Below are 15,932 nucleotides of genomic sequence, written 5' to 3' on the forward strand. Positions count from 1 at the left end.
CCGTTAACATCACCTAGAACTAAAGCTAGTCCACCAGCTACGTTATCTAGTTCTTGTTCAGAAAGTTCAACTGCAACTACATTTTTGATTTCGTGAGACATGGTTTTGCTCCTAATTTTGTGTTAATTTGTCGGACTAAGCAGCTTTAATTAACCGTGTTATGATTTTTATCTTGGTTATCTCGCTGCGTTTTTCGTTTCGTTTGATGTGTTCATAGTAGGAAATTCACTAAGCTATATACATCGGAATAAAGTTTGGATTGCAAGCAAATTCATCTCCTCCGAACTGTCTCCTACTAAAGTTGGAAATGAATTTAAGCTACGCAAAAACTGCAATAGCCTTCTCCAATTCTGGAGAAGGCTACTGCGTGAGAAACTTATAGAAATTTTTTATGAAGATGCACCTAACTAGAATTTGACACCGCTTCAGAGGTATAAGGTATCAGTTATTACTAGTCAGAACTACCAGTTTTACTGTTTTCGGAAGAGGAAGAACTGTTGCTAGAGTTGGTATTTGGCTGGTTAGCACCAGAAGATGGAGTAGTTGTTAAGGTATCGCTTTGATTAGTTGAAGTTGGGGAATTACTGGTAGAATTTGGTTGACTGGGAGTATTTGGTGATGTAGTTGGGGCTTTTTCAGTAGTAGGTTGCTGAGGTGGAACTGTAATATTAATATTTGGTTGTGTAGGCGCAGACCTTACTGGAGCCTGTTGTTGAGGAATTATAACGGGTACTTCTCTGGTTCTTTCGATGATTGTGGTTCGTGGTTGAGGAGATTGGCTAGCAGCCGCAGAAGGACTAGCGCTAGATGGTACAGGAACAAATACAGGGCTAACATTTTCATTAGCTGCGTTGTTACGCTGGTTAAAATACCAAAATGCACCAACAGCTAAGGTAACTAGGGAAGTGAGAATAACACCTAATAGTAAACCATTAGCAGTGTTACTGCTATCGCGCTCTGCTAAATTAGCTTGCTGATATCTGCGCTCACTATCGCGACCATTTACATAACCACTACCGTAAGAATTAACATTAGTTGCGTTGTTTACTGTTTCGGTAGTTTTTTGTAGGTGAGTCTGAGTTTCACCGTTACTATCTGTGTAATATTCCTTCTGAGTTTCACTACGATAATTTTCGCGATCGCCTGGATTATTCATAACTTCTGTCCCACTCCTCGATTGGTACAATTGGATAACTTGAATTTGCTAATAATCAAAGGTTTTTAGTCGGTTTTAAAATCTTGGTTATCTAGATTTTGAATTGTTTTTATTTATTATTGAACCTTCGATATTTTTCAGAATAACTTCTCTATTCAAGTCCACGGCTCTATCGTCAGTAGGGATTTTTTCCTCTCTCTAAAGAAGGAATATTATCAAGATTTTATGAAGTTAGGTGATATTTATCAAGCTCAAACTATTTGTTGCACAATTTTTAGTTGAGACTGTTAATAACCACTCAATTTAAGCTATGGAAATCATATTGTAGTTATAAAAAATATCGATTTTGGCTGTTGACTTTTGGTTGTTAACGGTTAATAGTCACCAACCCTTCATCTCAGATTTCACAAATCATTTAGGATTGCTATAGGAATCCGGTTTGATTCTTAAAAAAGTTCCGTACACTTTAATCATTGTGAAAAGGTAGAAATCTTCCGTTACCATGCGACTATGTCCCCAAGATGCTAAGCAAGTCAAGATTTAAACAAATTCAGAGGTTAGTTGATGGATTTTCTATCGGACACCGTTGCTCTATCGCGGATGCAGTTTGCATTGACGGCGATTTTTCACATGCTATGGCCTGTTCTCACCACTGGGATGGGGATTTATCTAGTTATCGTTGAAGGAATGTGGCTAAAAACACGCAATCCTGATTACTACCACCATGCTCGTTTCTGGGCCAAGCTGTATGTGTTGAATTTCGGGATTGGTGTAGCATCTGGCTTACCAATGGAGTTTCAATTTGGTACGAACTGGGCCCCGTTTTCCGAAGCGGTAGGCGACTTTTTTGGCAGTATTTTAGGCTTTGAGGCTTCGATGGCATTCATGCTAGAAGCCGGATTTTTAGGTATTATGCTGTTTGGCTGGGAACGGGTAAACCCAGTGATTCACTATTTTGCCACCATTATGGTTGCCTTTGGCGCAAACCTATCTACCTTCTGGATTTTAGCGGCAAACTCTTGGTTGCAGACCCCAGCAGGCGGGGAAATAGTAAACGGGAAGTTTGTTGTCGATGATTACTTTCAGGCAATTTTAAATCCCTTCATGGTCAACAGTGTCTCGCATATGTTTTTGGGGACGCTGGAAACTTCTCTGTTTGTGATTGGGGGAATTAGCGCCTGGTATATTCTCAACAACCGTCATCAAGCTTTCTTTGCGCGATCGCTCAAAATTGTCCTAGCAACAGCGATCGCTGTCACCCCATTACAAATCTATGTCGGACATCTCAGCGCCGAGCAGGTAGCTGACTATCAGCCTACCAAACTGGCGGCGATGGAAGCTAAGTGGGAAACCTCTCCAGCCGGACAGCCTGCGCCCTGGAGTGTAGTTGCATTACCCAATAACAAGACTGAGAAAAATGACTGGGAAATCTCAATTCCCAATGGCTTAGGCTACATTTTGGAATTCAAAAAAAATCTGTCTAAACCCGTTCTGGGACTGAAAGAGTGGAAACCTGAAGATCGCCCCCGGATGGTGGGTTTGATTTATTACGCCTTCCGCATCATGAGCGGTATCGGCTTTTTCTTGGCTGGCTTGATGGGCATCAGTGTGATTCAATGGTTGCGAGGGAAGCTTTCACCAGAAGCGATCGCCCAGCAAAAATGGCTACTGCGAATCTGGATTTTAGCGGCTCCACTGGGCTACATCGCCGTGGAATCAGGCTGGATTGTGCGCTGTGTTGGGCGACAACCTTGGGTAGTGTACGGGAAAATTCGCACAGCAGATGGTGTTTCCCACCTACCGGCGACTGAGGTTTTAACATCCTTGCTAATTTTTGCAGGAATTTATACAGCCCTGTTTATTTGTGCTTTATTCTTTGGTAGTCGAATCATTCGTCAAGGCCCCAACCTAGAACTTCCGGTTCCAGGTATTGACACTCAACCAGGCGTAGAAACTACTCCGGCTGAATTTGTTCCCGATCAACGTCCTGTGGAAGCACAGCAATAGGTAATTGTATGGAGAATTTAGAACACTTTTTAGCCCAGGTATGGTTTGTCATCTTGGCTCTGTTTTTGTTTCTCTACGTCATGTTAGACGGGTTTGATCTAGGCGTAGGTATTCTGTCCCTAACCAGTTCTAATGAGGAGCGACGGGACATTTTAATGACGAGTTTGGGTAATATTTGGGATGCCAATGAAACTTGGTTGGTGTTGATGGGGGGTGCGTTGTTTGGGGCATTTCCTCTGGCTTATGGCACCATTTTGAATGCTCTCTATATTCCCATTTTTGGGATGATATTTGGCTTGATTTTTCGGGCTGTGGCCTTTGAATTTCGGGAGCATTCGACAAACAAAGTATTTTGGAATGTCGCCTTTGGAGTTGGGAGTTTCATGGCGGCGCTGTTTCAAGGATTTGCCTTGGGGAGTATTTTAGAAGGCATTAAGGTGGATGAATCGGGTCACTTTATCGGTAGTATGTGGGACTGGCTCGATTGGCGATCGCTCTTAGTTGCCTTGACATTGATTCAAGGTTATGTATTGATTGGCTCCACCTATCTCATCTTAAAAACGGAAGGAGAACTGCAAACATCCCACTACCGCACAGCAAAACTCGCTGCTTGGACAACGCTTCTAGGTGCAATTTTAATCACGATTGCTACCCCTGTTGTGTATGAAAATGCTAGGGCAAAGTTATTTCACCAACCAGAAGTATATCTATTTTCACTCATTCCCGTGCTAGGTGTGCTGCTGATTGGGTTATTGATTCAAAGTCTGAACCGCAAAGCAGAAACTAGTCCCCTGGTTTGGACAGTGCTGCTTTTTCTACTTACCTTTGTGGGCTTAGGATTAGTTGTTTTTCCCTATATCATCCCCCCAGGTATCACCATTTATCAAGCAGCCGCAGCACCTAGCGCTTTAGTGTTCATGATTATCTTCATTGGATTTTTAATTCCCATTATGTTGTTCTACAACATCTATAATTACATTGTGTTTCGCGGGAAAGTTATAGGTACACATTATGGGGAATAGGTGATACCAATTTGAGAAATAATTGTTAATTTTTTGCAAAATCCAAGATGGTATTTTCCGCCTACCAATTGCATACTAAACCTAATTAGATCGCAAATATTAATAAATAAGGGATACAAATAATGTTGTATCCCTTTATATAGCAGGTTGGTATGCACCTTTATATATTCAAATTAAATACTTGAAGCGAAGATGATTTTTATTATTGCTTGGCAAGTATGAGAAGTCAAAAGACAGTCTGTCAGATTTTAAGATCTCACAAAAATGTCCAATAATTTTTTCTTGTTAGGACATGACTTGCTGTAACATCAGCAATAATTCATTGATGGTATAGGGTTTGGGTAAAAATGTTGTGACACCAGTACTAGCTAAAGCTTCCATTTTCTGGCTGGAAATCAAACCACTGGTGGCAATAATTTTGACATTGGGGTTGATTTTCTTTAAAGTGCGGATGGCTGTAACACCATCGAGGGAAGGAAGCATTAAATCCATGAGGACGACGCTAACTTGATCTATGTGTTTAGCATAAACTGCGATCGCCTCAATACCATCACTCGCCACAATGGTTTTGTAGTTATGAGTTTCTAGGGATGTTTGCGTAATTTCTTGAATTGCAGGTTCATCATCTACAATCAAAATTGTTTCCCCTTGGGCGGTTACTACTTTCGGTTCATCTATATTGTGGGTTTCTATACCTTCTACAGCAGGTAAATATATTTGAAACCGCGTACCAAAGCTTTTTTCGCTATACACATTCACAAAACCACCGTGGCTTTTGACAATCCCTAGAACCGTGGAAAGTCCTAAACCTGTACCTTGTCCTACTTCTTTGGTGGTAAAAAATGGCTCAAAAATTCTATCTAAATTTTCCTCAGGAATCCCCACGCCTGTATCGCTAACAGTAATCACTATATAAGGCCCGACTTTGGCTTCTAAGTTCATGCGGGCATAGTTTTCGTCAATAAAAAGATTTTTGGCAGAGATAGACAAAATACCACCATTGGGCATAGCATCACGAGCATTCACACAAAGATTCATTAACACCTGATGGATTTGCGTACTATCTCCCGAAACTATCCACAAGTTCTGTGGTATATCAACAACAACTTGAATCGATTTTGGCAATGTTTCTTTTAAGACTTTAGCAACTTCCACAATCAGATGTCTGATTTGCAGATTAATTCGTTTACCTTCGACACCTCTAGCAAATGATAGTACTTGCTTGACTAAATCAGCACCGCGTTTGGCGTTAATTTCCAAAATTTCTAACAAATGCTGGGTGCGTTCGTCAGCATCGGGAAATTTCAGCGGTAGTAGTTGCGCTCCGGCTAAAATCGGTGTCAGGATATTGTTTAAATCGTGGGCAATACCACTAGCTAACGTGCCAATACTTTCTAATCTTTGGGCGCGAAACAATTGAGCTTCTAAGTGTTTTTTCTCAGTAATATCTGTGTCAACGGTAAGTATTGATTTCGGTCTAGCTTTGTCATCACAAACCAAACTCCAACGACTAGAAACTAAAATTTCTTTGCCAGTTTTGGTAACTTTAGTTAACTCACCTTCCCATTTACCGGTGTTGATGACGGTTAAAAGTGCGGCTTCAATTTCTGATGGTTGGCCATCATCAAATAAAACTTCGCTGGCGTTTCTACCTTTAGCCTCTGGGGCTGACCAGCCATAAAGTTTTTCTGCGCCTTTATTCCAAAAAAGAATTTTGTTTTGTAAATCGCGGACAAGAATTGCATCAGTAGCAATATCTAGTAATGCGGCTTGTTCGCGAATTGTCTCGTTAGCTAATTTGCGTTGTTCTAAGGCAGCTTGCTGTTCGCTAATATCAATACAAGCACAAGTAATGCCAATAACTTGTTGTGATTCGTTGCGCAATGGTTCTATTGTTAAGTCGTAATATTGAGTTCCTTGGGTAGTAGTTAGAGATATTTCTTTTCTTGTACCGACGCCTGTAACTAATACCCCCAGTTTCAGTGCTGTCAAATATTGGGCACTTTCCAAAGGAATTAATTCAGAGTCGCGTTTACCTAGCATTTCTTCGGCTGTTAAACCAAAGGCTGGGTTATAAACCCAGGTATAACGTAATTCTTGGTCTTGGTTAAAGACAAAAATCGGGGAATTTTTTAAGGCGACGCGAAACCGTTCTTCACTGTGTCTCAGAGCGTCTTCTATGCGTTGACGCTCAATAGCGTAACGCATGGAGCGGACTAGTAAGTCCCCTGTTACTTGTCCTTTGACTAAATAATCTTGTGCGCCTTCTTGCATGGCTCTAAGTGCTAAGTTTTCATCGGCCATGCCAGTGAGAACAATAATCGGAATTGATTTTACCCGATTATGGGCTTTGATAAAGGTTTCTAATCCCTGACTATCTGGGAGAGACAAGTCCAAAAGCATGACATCGAAGGTTTCTTGCAGCAGAAAGTTAAGGGCTTCGTCAAGCTGCTCAACAGGTTTTAACTCAACTACAGTTGGGGTGACATCCTGTAAAAATTCTTGTAATAAGAGGATATCACCGGGGTTATCTTCCACTAAGAGGACTTTGATAGTTTCACCTGCCATGTCCATTACTCCGGTGGCAGTTTGACGATTGCAAACCAAAAGTTTTCAATTGTGCGAATAATTTTGACAAATTGATCGAAGTCAACAGGCTTAGTTATGTAACAGTTGGCAGCTAAATTATAGGCTTTAACAATATCTTCTTCTGCTTGGGAAGTGGTCAGCACAACTACAGGAATTCTTTTGAGATGTTTGTCGCCTTTGATTTCTGCTAGAACTTCCCGACCATCTTTTTTTGGCAGGTTTAAATCAAGTAGCACAATATCGGGATGTGGTACCGCAGCATATTTATCTTCTTTCCGCAAGAACGCCATTGCTTCTACCCCATCTTCAACTACACTCAAATGCACCGAGATTTTGCTATCTTCCAAGGCGATGCGTGTAAGTTGCGCATCGCCTGGATTGTCTTCTACTAACAAAACCTCGATAGCCATAAGCGGTAAGTATTTGTTCACGATTGCTTCCCTGTTTGCTCTGGAATTGTAAAGTAGAATACCGAGCCTTCACCCGGTTTCGACTCCAGCCAGATGCGACCACCGTGGCGTTCTATTATCTTCTTACAAATTGCCAAACCAATTCCAGTGCCCGGATACTTACTTCGACTATGTAACCGTTGAAAGATGACAAAAATTTTGTCAGCATATTGAGATTCTAAACCAATTCCGTTATCGCGGACTGAAAATAACCATTCGTTTTCTAAAGGTGTGAGATGAGAATTTTCTGAATTTGATTCTATGGTGTTCTTAGTAGCTGTGATGTAAATTTGCGGTGGTTCTTCTCGTCGGAATTTAATCGCATTGCCAATTAAGTTTTGGAATACTTGTACTAATTGAGTAGTATCGGCTAGGAGTTGGGGGAGAGGTTCGGCGGTAATCACTGCATTGCTTTCCGCGATCGCAATTTGCAAGTTGGCGATCGCTTTTTCGACAATAGTATTACAATCAACTAATTTAAAGGGTTGGGCCCTGGTACTAACGCGAGAATAATTTAACAAATCATTGATTAAAGTTTGCATCCGCCCTGCCCCATCAACAGCATAGCTAATAAACTCATCTGCACGGGCATCTAATTGGTTTTTGTACCTCCGTTCTAAGAGTTGTAAATAACTCGTCACCATCCGCAATGGTTCTTGTAAGTCATGGGAAGCAATATAAGCAAACTGTTCTAATTCGCCATTAGAACGAGTCAGTTCTTGGGCGTGACGGGTTTCTTGTTCTAAAAGTTGGGCTTGGGATAAAGCAATACCGATTTGATTGGCTAGTTGTTGCAACAAATCTAGTTCAAAACTTTGCCATTCGCGGGGATTATGACATTGATGGGCAATTAACAAGCCCCATACCCCATCTCTAATTAATATGGGTACTACCAGGTTAGCTTGCACGCCGTATTGCTGCAATAATTCTCGGTGACATTCGCTAATATTCGCTTTCGCTACATCTGTAATGGCGCTGACTCTACCTTGACGATATTTGTCTACGTAATTTTGTTGAAAGCAAGGATCGAGAATATTTTGCCCTAAAACCACAGGCCAATCTGGTAACACGGCTTCTTGTACTACCGTTCCCGAACCATCAGCCCACAGACGAAAAATTAAAACTCGGTCAGCATGGAGAAGTTTTTGAATTTCTGTGACTGTAGTTTGCAGGATATCATCTAAGTGTAAGGTTTCGCGAATTTTAAAGGTAATTTCTGAGAATAATTGCGATCGCAGATTTTGCCGTTTGATTTCTTCTTCTGCTCGCTTGCGATCGTCAACATCGGTATGGGAACCTACCATGCGGACGACATTACCTGCATTATCCCATAGCGCTTGTCCCCGATCTAAAATCCATTTATAGCTGCCATCTTTGCATTGGACGCGATGCTCGGTGATGTAATAAGGAGTTTTTTTGGCAAAATGATCCTGAATCGCTTGTAATACCCAATCTAAATCGTCAGGATGAACTCGTTTTGACCATTCTTCTACATTATTGGCGATTTCATGGTCTTGATAACCAAGCATCGCTTTCCAGGGAGTAGAAAAGAATACTTCATTAGTTTGCACATTCCAATCCCAAATTCCATCATTATTACCTTGTAAGGCTAATTGCCAACGTTGCTCGCTTTCTTGTAAAGCCTGTTCTGCTTGCTTACGGGCGGTGAGGTCGAGGGTAACACCAATCATCCTGGTGGGAGTACCATTACTATCGTAGATACCTACACCTCTGGCTAATATCCAGTGAACGCTACCATCAGGCCAAATATTGCGGTATTCTGCTTCATAATCGCTATGGTTGACGAGAGCTTGTTTGACAGAATTTTGCATGTAAGCGCGATCGTCAGGATGAATACTTTCTAATAAGCGCTCATAGGTAAATTCAAAGGACTCTGGTAAACCAAAGTTAGCTTTGCACTGCTTAGATGTGAATAACTCGCCTGTGGCTAAGTTTAATTCCCAAGAGCCAAGTTTAGCTGCTTCTAATGCTACTCTTAAACGGCGATCGCTTTCTTTGAGAGCGGCTTCTATTTTTTTCCGGGTGGTAATATCTCTGGTAAAACACCGCGTATGGATAAACTTGCCATTTTCCCACAATACATTGGAGTGAATCAGAACGTAACGAATTGAGCCATCTTTGCAACGTAACCGGGCTTCATAGTTCTGTAGAGTTTCATTTCTGCCCAATCTTTGCATAATATCGTCAATCACATGGCGATCCACATGAAACTCAGTAATCGAGTGCCCAATATATTCAGCGCGAGAGTAGCCTAAAAGGTCGAGTTCTGCCTGATTAGCCCAAATAATTGTCCCATCTGCCTGTACCCAGTGCATCCCGACACTTGCATTCTCAACAAAGTCTGTTAGCTTTTGCTGACTGCGCCGCAAAGCAATTTCTACTTGCTGTTGTTCCGCAGTCTTACGGGATAACTCAGCTACATGGCGTCTTAGCTCTAATTGAGTGATGACTTGCCGACTGAGAGCCTGAAGCGCATCCAATTGTTGCTGATTGAGTTCTCGCGGCACATTATCAATGACGCAGAGCGTACCGAGAATATCGCCTTTGGGAGTAACTAAAGGTACACCTGCATAAAACCGCACAAAGGGATAGTCAACCACCACCGGATTAGTTGCCAACTCGGCATCAGCTAATACATCCGGCACTACCACCATTTGCTGTTGCTGTAAGCAAAGGTAAGATAAACCAACATTTCGGGGCATTTCTGGTACATCTATACCTAGTTTGGCTTTAAACCACTGACGAGTTTCGGCAATAAAATTGACTAAAGCTATGGGAGTACCACAAATAAATGCAGCTAACTGGGCAATATCGTCGTAGGCTTTTTCCGGTTCTGTATCCAGAATTTGATACTGATGCAACGCTTCCAGTCTGGCTACTTCGCTATTAGAGAACACAGGCTTGATAAATTTTTGATGAATCTATCTTTAAGTATATCTTTGGGTATTGGGCATTGGGCATTGGAAAGAATATGTTGACTGTTGACTGTTAACGGCTGTGAGGATGGATTGTGCAACTGAAAGAATAGCTTATCGTCAATAAAAGGGTTTAAAACCCTACGTTTATACGTAGTATCATTTTCAGTTGGGGATTTAAACCTTATCTGAAAATGTCTTTAATTTTGAATTTTGCGGAAAGTCTGAGCGCCGGCTTCCGGCGCTCAGACTTTCCAAGAGAGAATTTTGAATTGATTTATAGCTTTTGCAATGCATCAAGGGTAATTTCTTTGATCTCTTGTGGCTGATGAATTGGTAAGGTGCGATTCTTTAAAAAGTTGCCGCAACGATTTGCTAATACAGCTTGAATTTCGGCGATGATGGATAAGGCGATCGCTTCTGGTGTATCTGCGCCAATATCAAGACCAATTGGACTATGTAATTTATCTAATTGTTCTGCGCTGTATGCTTGTCCCTCGTCGCTCAATTCTGCTAGTAATTTTTCACTGCGACGCTTCGGCCCTAAAATACCTAGATATTTTATTGGCGAGGGAAGTAATATTTTGAGAATTGCTAAATCATCGAGGTAGTTATGAGTCATGACTACGGCGATAGTTTGCTCATTCACAGAGATTTGTTGTTGTAAAATCTCGCGACGGCTGAGAATTACGTCATCGGCTAAAGCAAAACGTTCTTTAGTTGCTTCGTTGGCGCGGCAATCAACTATAGTCACGCGCCAACCTAAAGCTTTAGCAAATTGTAATACGGGTAAAGCATCTTGACCGGCACCAAAAATTATTAGGTGTGTGGGTGGTTGGATAATTTCGATAAATACTTCAACAATACCTGATGATAATTGATATTTATTAATAGTTGATTTTTGATTTGTTAAGGCAATTTGGGCATCGTCAATTAAAGCAGATTCTAAAGCTGAGTCTGTGATGTTAGTAATTAGATTATTGTTCGGTTTAATAATTAAGCGATCGCCTATTTTTACATTTACTGTACCATCGACGGCAAACACAGTGGCGATCGCACCTGGTTGCTGTTTGGCAAAACATTCCTGTATCAAGGCTAGGGGATTACACAAGTCATTTTGATCTAAGGGTTCAATCAATACTTGCACCAATCCATTGCAACCCAGCCCAAACCCCCAAAGAATATCTTCATCAGCAGTTGAGTCATAGGTAACCACTATTGGTTTACCATCAGGCATGGAAACACGAGTATGTTCCAATACATCATTTTCTAAACAACCAGCGCTGATTGTCCCAATTAGCGTATGCGATCGCGTCATTAACATCCGCGCCCCAGGGCGACGATAGGTAGAACCTTTGACATTAACTACAGTCGCCAAAAAGCAAGATTCAGCATCATCTTGCAGTTTGGCAAAGGCTTCTAAAATAGCGGTAAGTTCTTTCATAGGGCATTGGGTATTGGGCATGGGGCATGGGGCATTGGGCATTGTTTCTTTCTCCTTCTGCCGTCTGCCTCCTGCCGTCTGCCTTCTGTTTACAACAATTTATCGGGCGTTATGGGTAAATTACGGATGCGTTTACCTGTGGCGTGATAAACTGCGTTGGCGATCGCAGCTGAGACGCCGGTAATTCCAATTTCACCTACACCCCGCGCCCCGGCTGGGTTGAAGTTTAAATCTGGTTCGCCGACAAAGGTAACTTCAATCCGGGGGATGTCTGCATGGGCGGGAAAATGATATGTAGCTAAGTCATAAACTACAGGGTTGCCAATATTGGGATCAAAATGACATTCTTCCATTAAGGCTTGACCAATACCCATAATGACGCCGCCACGGACTTGACTGGCTGCGGTTTTGGCATTGATGACTTGACCAATGTTCATGACTGAAAGCCAGCGGGTTACTTGTAAACGCCCAATTTCTTCATCGAGGCTGACTTCACAAAAATGTGCGCCCCAAGATTGAAACGCCCATTTTTTACCCTCACCACCAGGGGCGCTGGTGGCTGTGGCTTCAAAGGCAGAAGCACCAGATTGTTGTAATTTTGTCAAGGCTTCTGTTGCAGTTTTTACACCAGCAGTTTTCAGGACTTCTGCACAAGCTGACATGACTGCGGGAACTAGGGATGCTGTCATTTGGGAACCGCCAGCGATACCTGCATCGGGTAATAGGGAGTCGCCCATTTCTACGCGGATTTTTTCGACTGGTAAACCTAATGCGTCGGCGGCGGTGGCGGCGACAATGGTATAAGCGCCAGTACCCATATCATTACCGGCGGTGAGGATGTGAGCTGTACCATCGGGTAATAATCGCGCTTTAACGGTTGATTTCCCGCGCATACCGGGGAAGGTGGCGGCGGCTATTCCCCAACCTATGAGTTTACCGTCACGGGTGAGCGATCGCACTTGTTTTGGTCTGTCTTTCCAGCCAAATTTTTCTGCACCGATGCGTAAACAATCGGCAAAATGTTTGGCGGAAAAGGGTAAGCCTTGGCGCTGGTGTTCTGTGGTTTCATTTTTTAACCGCAGTTCTACCGGATCGATGTTCAACGCCCAAGCTAACTCATCAATGGCTGATTCCATCGCCCACATCCCCGGATTTTCTCCCGGCGCACGCATGAATGTGGGTGTACCGACATTCAATGTGGCGATTTCTTGCTGAATTCTCAGATTTGCTGCTGCATACATTGCTGGGGTAATCCCGGTGCAGAGTTCAGGAAACACATCTACAAGTGAGGTACAGGATTTGGCTTCATGGTCAATGACGGTGAGCTTACCATCTGCGGTTGCGCCTAGTTTAATTAATTGCTCAGTTTCCGAACGATGTCCAGTATTGGCTGTCATTTGCTGACGGGTGAGGACAACTTTTAACGGGCGCTTGATTTCTCGCGCTGCTGCGGCTGCTAAAATTCCATGAGGCCAAGGAAAAGCTTTAGAACCAAAGCCGCCACCCAAAAAAGGCGTGACAATCCGCACTTTTTCTGTGGGTAAGCCACAAATTTGCGCATAGGTGCGTTGGGAACCTGCTACCCATTGGGTTGGTTCATAGATTGTCAAGGAGTTGTCATCTGTCCAATGGGCAATAATGGCATGGGGTTCCATTGGCGCATGGAGTTCGGTGGCTGTGGTGTAAGTTGCAGCAATTTTGACTTTAGCGGCGTTAGTCCCGGCGGCGATATCGCCTTTGGTAAATTTTAATTCTTCACCAAAAAATGGCGGTGCTTCTTTGTAGGTGGCTTGTTTGCCATCAATTGTTGGCTTGGCAGTTGTATATTTTACTTTCACCAAATGGGCTGCATGACGCGCCCGCTCAAAGGTGTCAGCGACGACTAAACCAATAATTTGCCCGCCGTAGTATATTTTATTATCTGATAAAGGTAATCTAGCCTCGTAAATTTTCGAGGTCATAAAATCGTTAGCCGGTTGAAAGATTTTTGGGGGATTTTGGTGAGTAAATACTGCAATTACCCCTGGTGCTGTTTTGGCGGCGCTGGTGTCAATACTGTCAATTTCTCCATTGGCGATCGCAGCTGTGACAAGATAACCATGCACCAAATTGGCAATTTGATGTTCGGCGGCGTAGGTTGCGCTTCCCGTTACCTTGGCGAAGCCATCTTTACGGTTCACCCCTGTACCAATTACTTTATTCATGCTACTCCGCCTCCTTTGGCAGAAATTGTCAGTGCGCGGCGAATTGCTCGTTTTGCTAGTTCGACTTTGTAGGCGTTGTGCGCTAAGGGTTTGGCTGATTGTAGGGCGATTTGGGCGGCTTGTTGAAAGGTTGCAGTTTCCGCAGTTTTACCGATTAAAAATTCTTCTGCTTCTGGGGAACGCCAAGGTTTATGAGCTACACCACCAATAGCGAAGCGGACATTTTTAATTTTATCCCCAGTTAAATCAATGGCGGCGGCGACGGAAATTAAGGCGAAGGCGTAGGAAGTGCGATCGCGTAATTTTAAATAAACTCCCGATTTCGCAAAGCCTAAAGGTGGCAAAATTACTGCTGTAATCAATTCTCCTGGCTCTAAATTGGTATCTCGTTCTGGTGTGGTTCCGGGGAGCCGATGAAAATCTGTAAAGGGGATTTGGCGCTTTCCTTTACTTCCTTCCACCTCAACCACTGCATCCAACGCCGCCAGCGCCACATTCATATCGGAAGGATTGACAGCCACGCATTGCTCGCTAGCTCCCAAAATCGCGTGCATTCGATTAATTCCATTAATCGCCGGACAACCTTGCCCTGGTTCCCGTTTATTGCAAGGGAAAGCAGTATCGTAATAATAAGGACAGCGTGTGCGTTGCAGTAAATTACCTCCCACTGTCGCCATATTGCGAATTTGCTGAGATGCACCTGATAAAATCGCCCTAGCTAAGATAGGGTAATCGCGGCGAATATCTGGATGATCTGCGACTGCTGTATTCGTAACTAATGCTCCTAAACGCAAACTACCATTTCCCAGTTTGTCAATGCGCTTCATCTCCAAGCGGGAAATATCAATAATTTGCGATGGCTGATCTAAAAATCCCTTGAGGCGATCAACTAAATTTGTTCCCCCTGCAATATACAGAGAATTGCGATCGCTACTAGCTTTTTGCACAGCATCTTGTTGAGAGCTAGCGCGAGCATATGTAAAATTATTCATGCTTTTCCTCTGCTTCCCTAAACTACCACATCCGCAACTGCCGCAGGTGGCGTTTGTCCCGCCGCTTGTTGGACTGCGGCGACAATACCGTTGTAAGCACTACAGCGACAGAGATTACCACTTAACCGTTCTTTGATTTCCCGATCTGAGAGTTCTGCTAATTGTGGGGGACGAGTTAAATCTGCGGTAACCACACTCGCACAACCACGCTTGACTTCCTCAAGTAGCGCCACAGAAGCGCAAATTTGTCCTGGGGTGCAATAACCGCACTGAAAGCCATCATTTTCAATAAATGCTGCTTGTATTGGGTGGAGACTATCCCCTGTTGCTAAACCTTCAATGGTGACAATCTCCTTACCTTCTTGCATCACTGCCAAAGTTAGGCAAGAATACACTCGTTCACCATCAATTAATACTGTACAAGCCCCACATTGTCCGCGATCGCATCCCTTCTTACTTCCCACTAACCCTAAATTTTCCCGCAATGCATCTAGTAGGGTGACACGCGGCTCAATATCTAAATTTCGCAACTCACCATTTACCTTTAATTTCACCGTCATCTCTCCTTGGGAATTTGGAATAGCTTTTTTAGCTACGCTAACTTGATTAATCAAAGTCGGAGCGGCGATCGCCGTACCCGCTGCGGTTAATGCTTGTCCAAAAAAACCGCGTCGAGAAGTTTTTCCTCCGCCTTTTTCATTGTCAGACATGATTTGACCTGATAAATTTGTTCGGTTAGGTAAGTAGATAGTCAGGGCTTGAATTGTTAGCTATATATTCTTCAAACTTTACAAGATTGCTGGGCACAAAAGCATTTAGACTTGTGGCATCAGAAAAAATCTATCTAAAGTAGGAAGTGGAATATAGTTGATAATAGTAAGATTTTTGTCTTCTATTTGGATTTCTTAATTTTTCAAATCATTGCCAACAACAGCGATTAACAATTAATAATAATAAACCAAGTCTGTCCTGATTTTGGCGGAAAAATCAGATTAAAAAGTCATTAAACATCAAATTTCACAACAAATAAATCATAATTATTAACTTAAGATTAAGATATCTTAATTATAAGAGAGGAATCCGATTTGATTTCTAAAAAATCTAAGTATATGTAGGGTGTCGTTATCACGAAG

11 protein-coding genes are annotated in these 15,932 nt (G+C 42.7%); 2 read left to right on the forward strand and 9 right to left on the reverse strand.

The features are described 5' to 3' along the window. A partial coding sequence (locus tag H6G41_RS18615; protein ID WP_190747669.1) for a CTB family bacteriocin occupies positions 1-101 on the reverse strand: 101 nt, incomplete at its 3' end. A gap of 350 nt (positions 102-451) precedes the next feature. Then, on the reverse strand, positions 452-1,156 hold the full coding sequence (locus H6G41_RS18620; RefSeq protein WP_190747670.1) for a hypothetical protein: 705 nt from the start codon (positions 1,154-1,156) through the stop codon (positions 452-454). A 564-nt stretch (positions 1,157-1,720) separates the two neighbouring features. Between H6G41_RS18620 and H6G41_RS18625 the strand changes: the two genes are divergently transcribed. Next, positions 1,721-3,163 (forward strand): cytochrome ubiquinol oxidase subunit I, encoded by a 1,443-nt coding sequence (locus H6G41_RS18625; RefSeq protein WP_190747671.1) that lies wholly within the window; start codon positions 1,721-1,723, stop codon positions 3,161-3,163. Positions 3,164-3,171: 8 nt separating this feature from the next. After that, positions 3,172-4,185, forward strand: coding sequence for a cytochrome d ubiquinol oxidase subunit II (gene cydB, locus H6G41_RS18630; protein ID WP_190747672.1), 1,014 nt, complete (start codon positions 3,172-3,174; stop codon positions 4,183-4,185). A 285-nt stretch (positions 4,186-4,470) separates the two neighbouring features. Here cydB and H6G41_RS18635 read toward each other — a convergent pair whose 3' ends face one another. The 7 genes from H6G41_RS18635 to H6G41_RS18665 all read right to left on the reverse strand — a co-directional run bounded on the left by H6G41_RS18635 (position 4,471) and on the right by H6G41_RS18665 (position 15,509). Beyond that, positions 4,471-6,753: a response regulator gene (locus tag H6G41_RS18635; protein WP_190747673.1), complete on the reverse strand. Its 2,283-nt coding sequence runs from the start codon at positions 6,751-6,753 to the stop codon at positions 4,471-4,473. Between the two features lie 5 nt (positions 6,754-6,758). Beyond that, the gene (locus tag H6G41_RS18640) at positions 6,759-7,184 is read right to left on the reverse strand and encodes a response regulator (RefSeq protein WP_190747674.1); all 426 of its coding nucleotides are present in this window, start codon (positions 7,182-7,184) and stop codon (positions 6,759-6,761) included. A gap of 17 nt (positions 7,185-7,201) precedes the next feature. Beyond that, on the reverse strand, positions 7,202-10,150 hold the full coding sequence (locus H6G41_RS18645; protein WP_190747746.1) for a PAS domain-containing protein: 2,949 nt from the start codon (positions 10,148-10,150) through the stop codon (positions 7,202-7,204). A gap of 286 nt (positions 10,151-10,436) precedes the next feature. Beyond that, positions 10,437-11,645 carry an XdhC family protein gene (locus H6G41_RS18650; protein WP_242037972.1) on the reverse strand — a complete coding sequence of 403 codons (1,209 nt, stop codon included), beginning with the start codon at positions 11,643-11,645 and terminating at the stop codon, positions 10,437-10,439. Positions 11,646-11,692: 47 nt separating this feature from the next. Further along, a complete protein-coding gene (locus tag H6G41_RS18655) occupies positions 11,693-13,807 on the reverse strand; it encodes a xanthine dehydrogenase family protein molybdopterin-binding subunit (RefSeq protein ID WP_190747675.1) in 2,115 nt (704 codons plus the stop codon). After that, positions 13,804-14,799, reverse strand: a complete 996-nt coding sequence (locus tag H6G41_RS18660) for a xanthine dehydrogenase family protein subunit M (protein ID WP_190747676.1) — start codon at positions 14,797-14,799, stop codon at positions 13,804-13,806. The genes H6G41_RS18655 and H6G41_RS18660 overlap by 4 nt, the downstream gene beginning before the upstream one ends. 17 nt (positions 14,800-14,816) lie before the next feature. Beyond that, the gene (locus H6G41_RS18665; RefSeq protein ID WP_190747677.1) at positions 14,817-15,509 is read right to left on the reverse strand and encodes a 2Fe-2S iron-sulfur cluster-binding protein; all 693 of its coding nucleotides are present in this window, start codon (positions 15,507-15,509) and stop codon (positions 14,817-14,819) included. Positions 15,510-15,932 lie beyond the last annotated feature (423 nt).

This window comes from Tolypothrix sp. FACHB-123 (assembly GCF_014697075.1).
GTDB lineage: Bacteria > Cyanobacteriota > Cyanobacteriia > Cyanobacteriales > Nostocaceae > Aulosira.

Bases quoted from the DNA above. Each gene is read 5' to 3' on its own strand.
- H6G41_RS18635 (WP_190747673.1), bottom strand. From the start codon at position 6,753: ATGGCAGGTGAAACTATCAAAGTCCTCTTAGTGGAAGATAACCCCGGT.
- H6G41_RS18620 (WP_190747670.1), bottom strand. From the start codon at position 1,156: ATGAATAATCCAGGCGATCGCGAAAATTATCGTAGTGAAACTCAGAAG.
- H6G41_RS18660 (WP_190747676.1), bottom strand. From the start codon at position 14,799: ATGAATAATTTTACATATGCTCGCGCTAGCTCTCAACAAGATGCTGTG.
- H6G41_RS18640 (WP_190747674.1), bottom strand. From the start codon at position 7,184: ATGGCTATCGAGGTTTTGTTAGTAGAAGACAATCCAGGCGATGCGCAA.
- H6G41_RS18650 (WP_242037972.1), bottom strand. From the start codon at position 11,645: ATGCCCAATGCCCCATGCCCCATGCCCAATACCCAATGCCCTATGAAA.
- H6G41_RS18665 (WP_190747677.1), bottom strand. From the start codon at position 15,509: ATGTCTGACAATGAAAAAGGCGGAGGAAAAACTTCTCGACGCGGTTTT.
- cydB (WP_190747672.1), top strand. From the start codon at position 3,172: ATGGAGAATTTAGAACACTTTTTAGCCCAGGTATGGTTTGTCATCTTG.
- H6G41_RS18655 (WP_190747675.1), bottom strand. From the start codon at position 13,807: ATGAATAAAGTAATTGGTACAGGGGTGAACCGTAAAGATGGCTTCGCC.
- H6G41_RS18625 (WP_190747671.1), top strand. From the start codon at position 1,721: ATGGATTTTCTATCGGACACCGTTGCTCTATCGCGGATGCAGTTTGCA.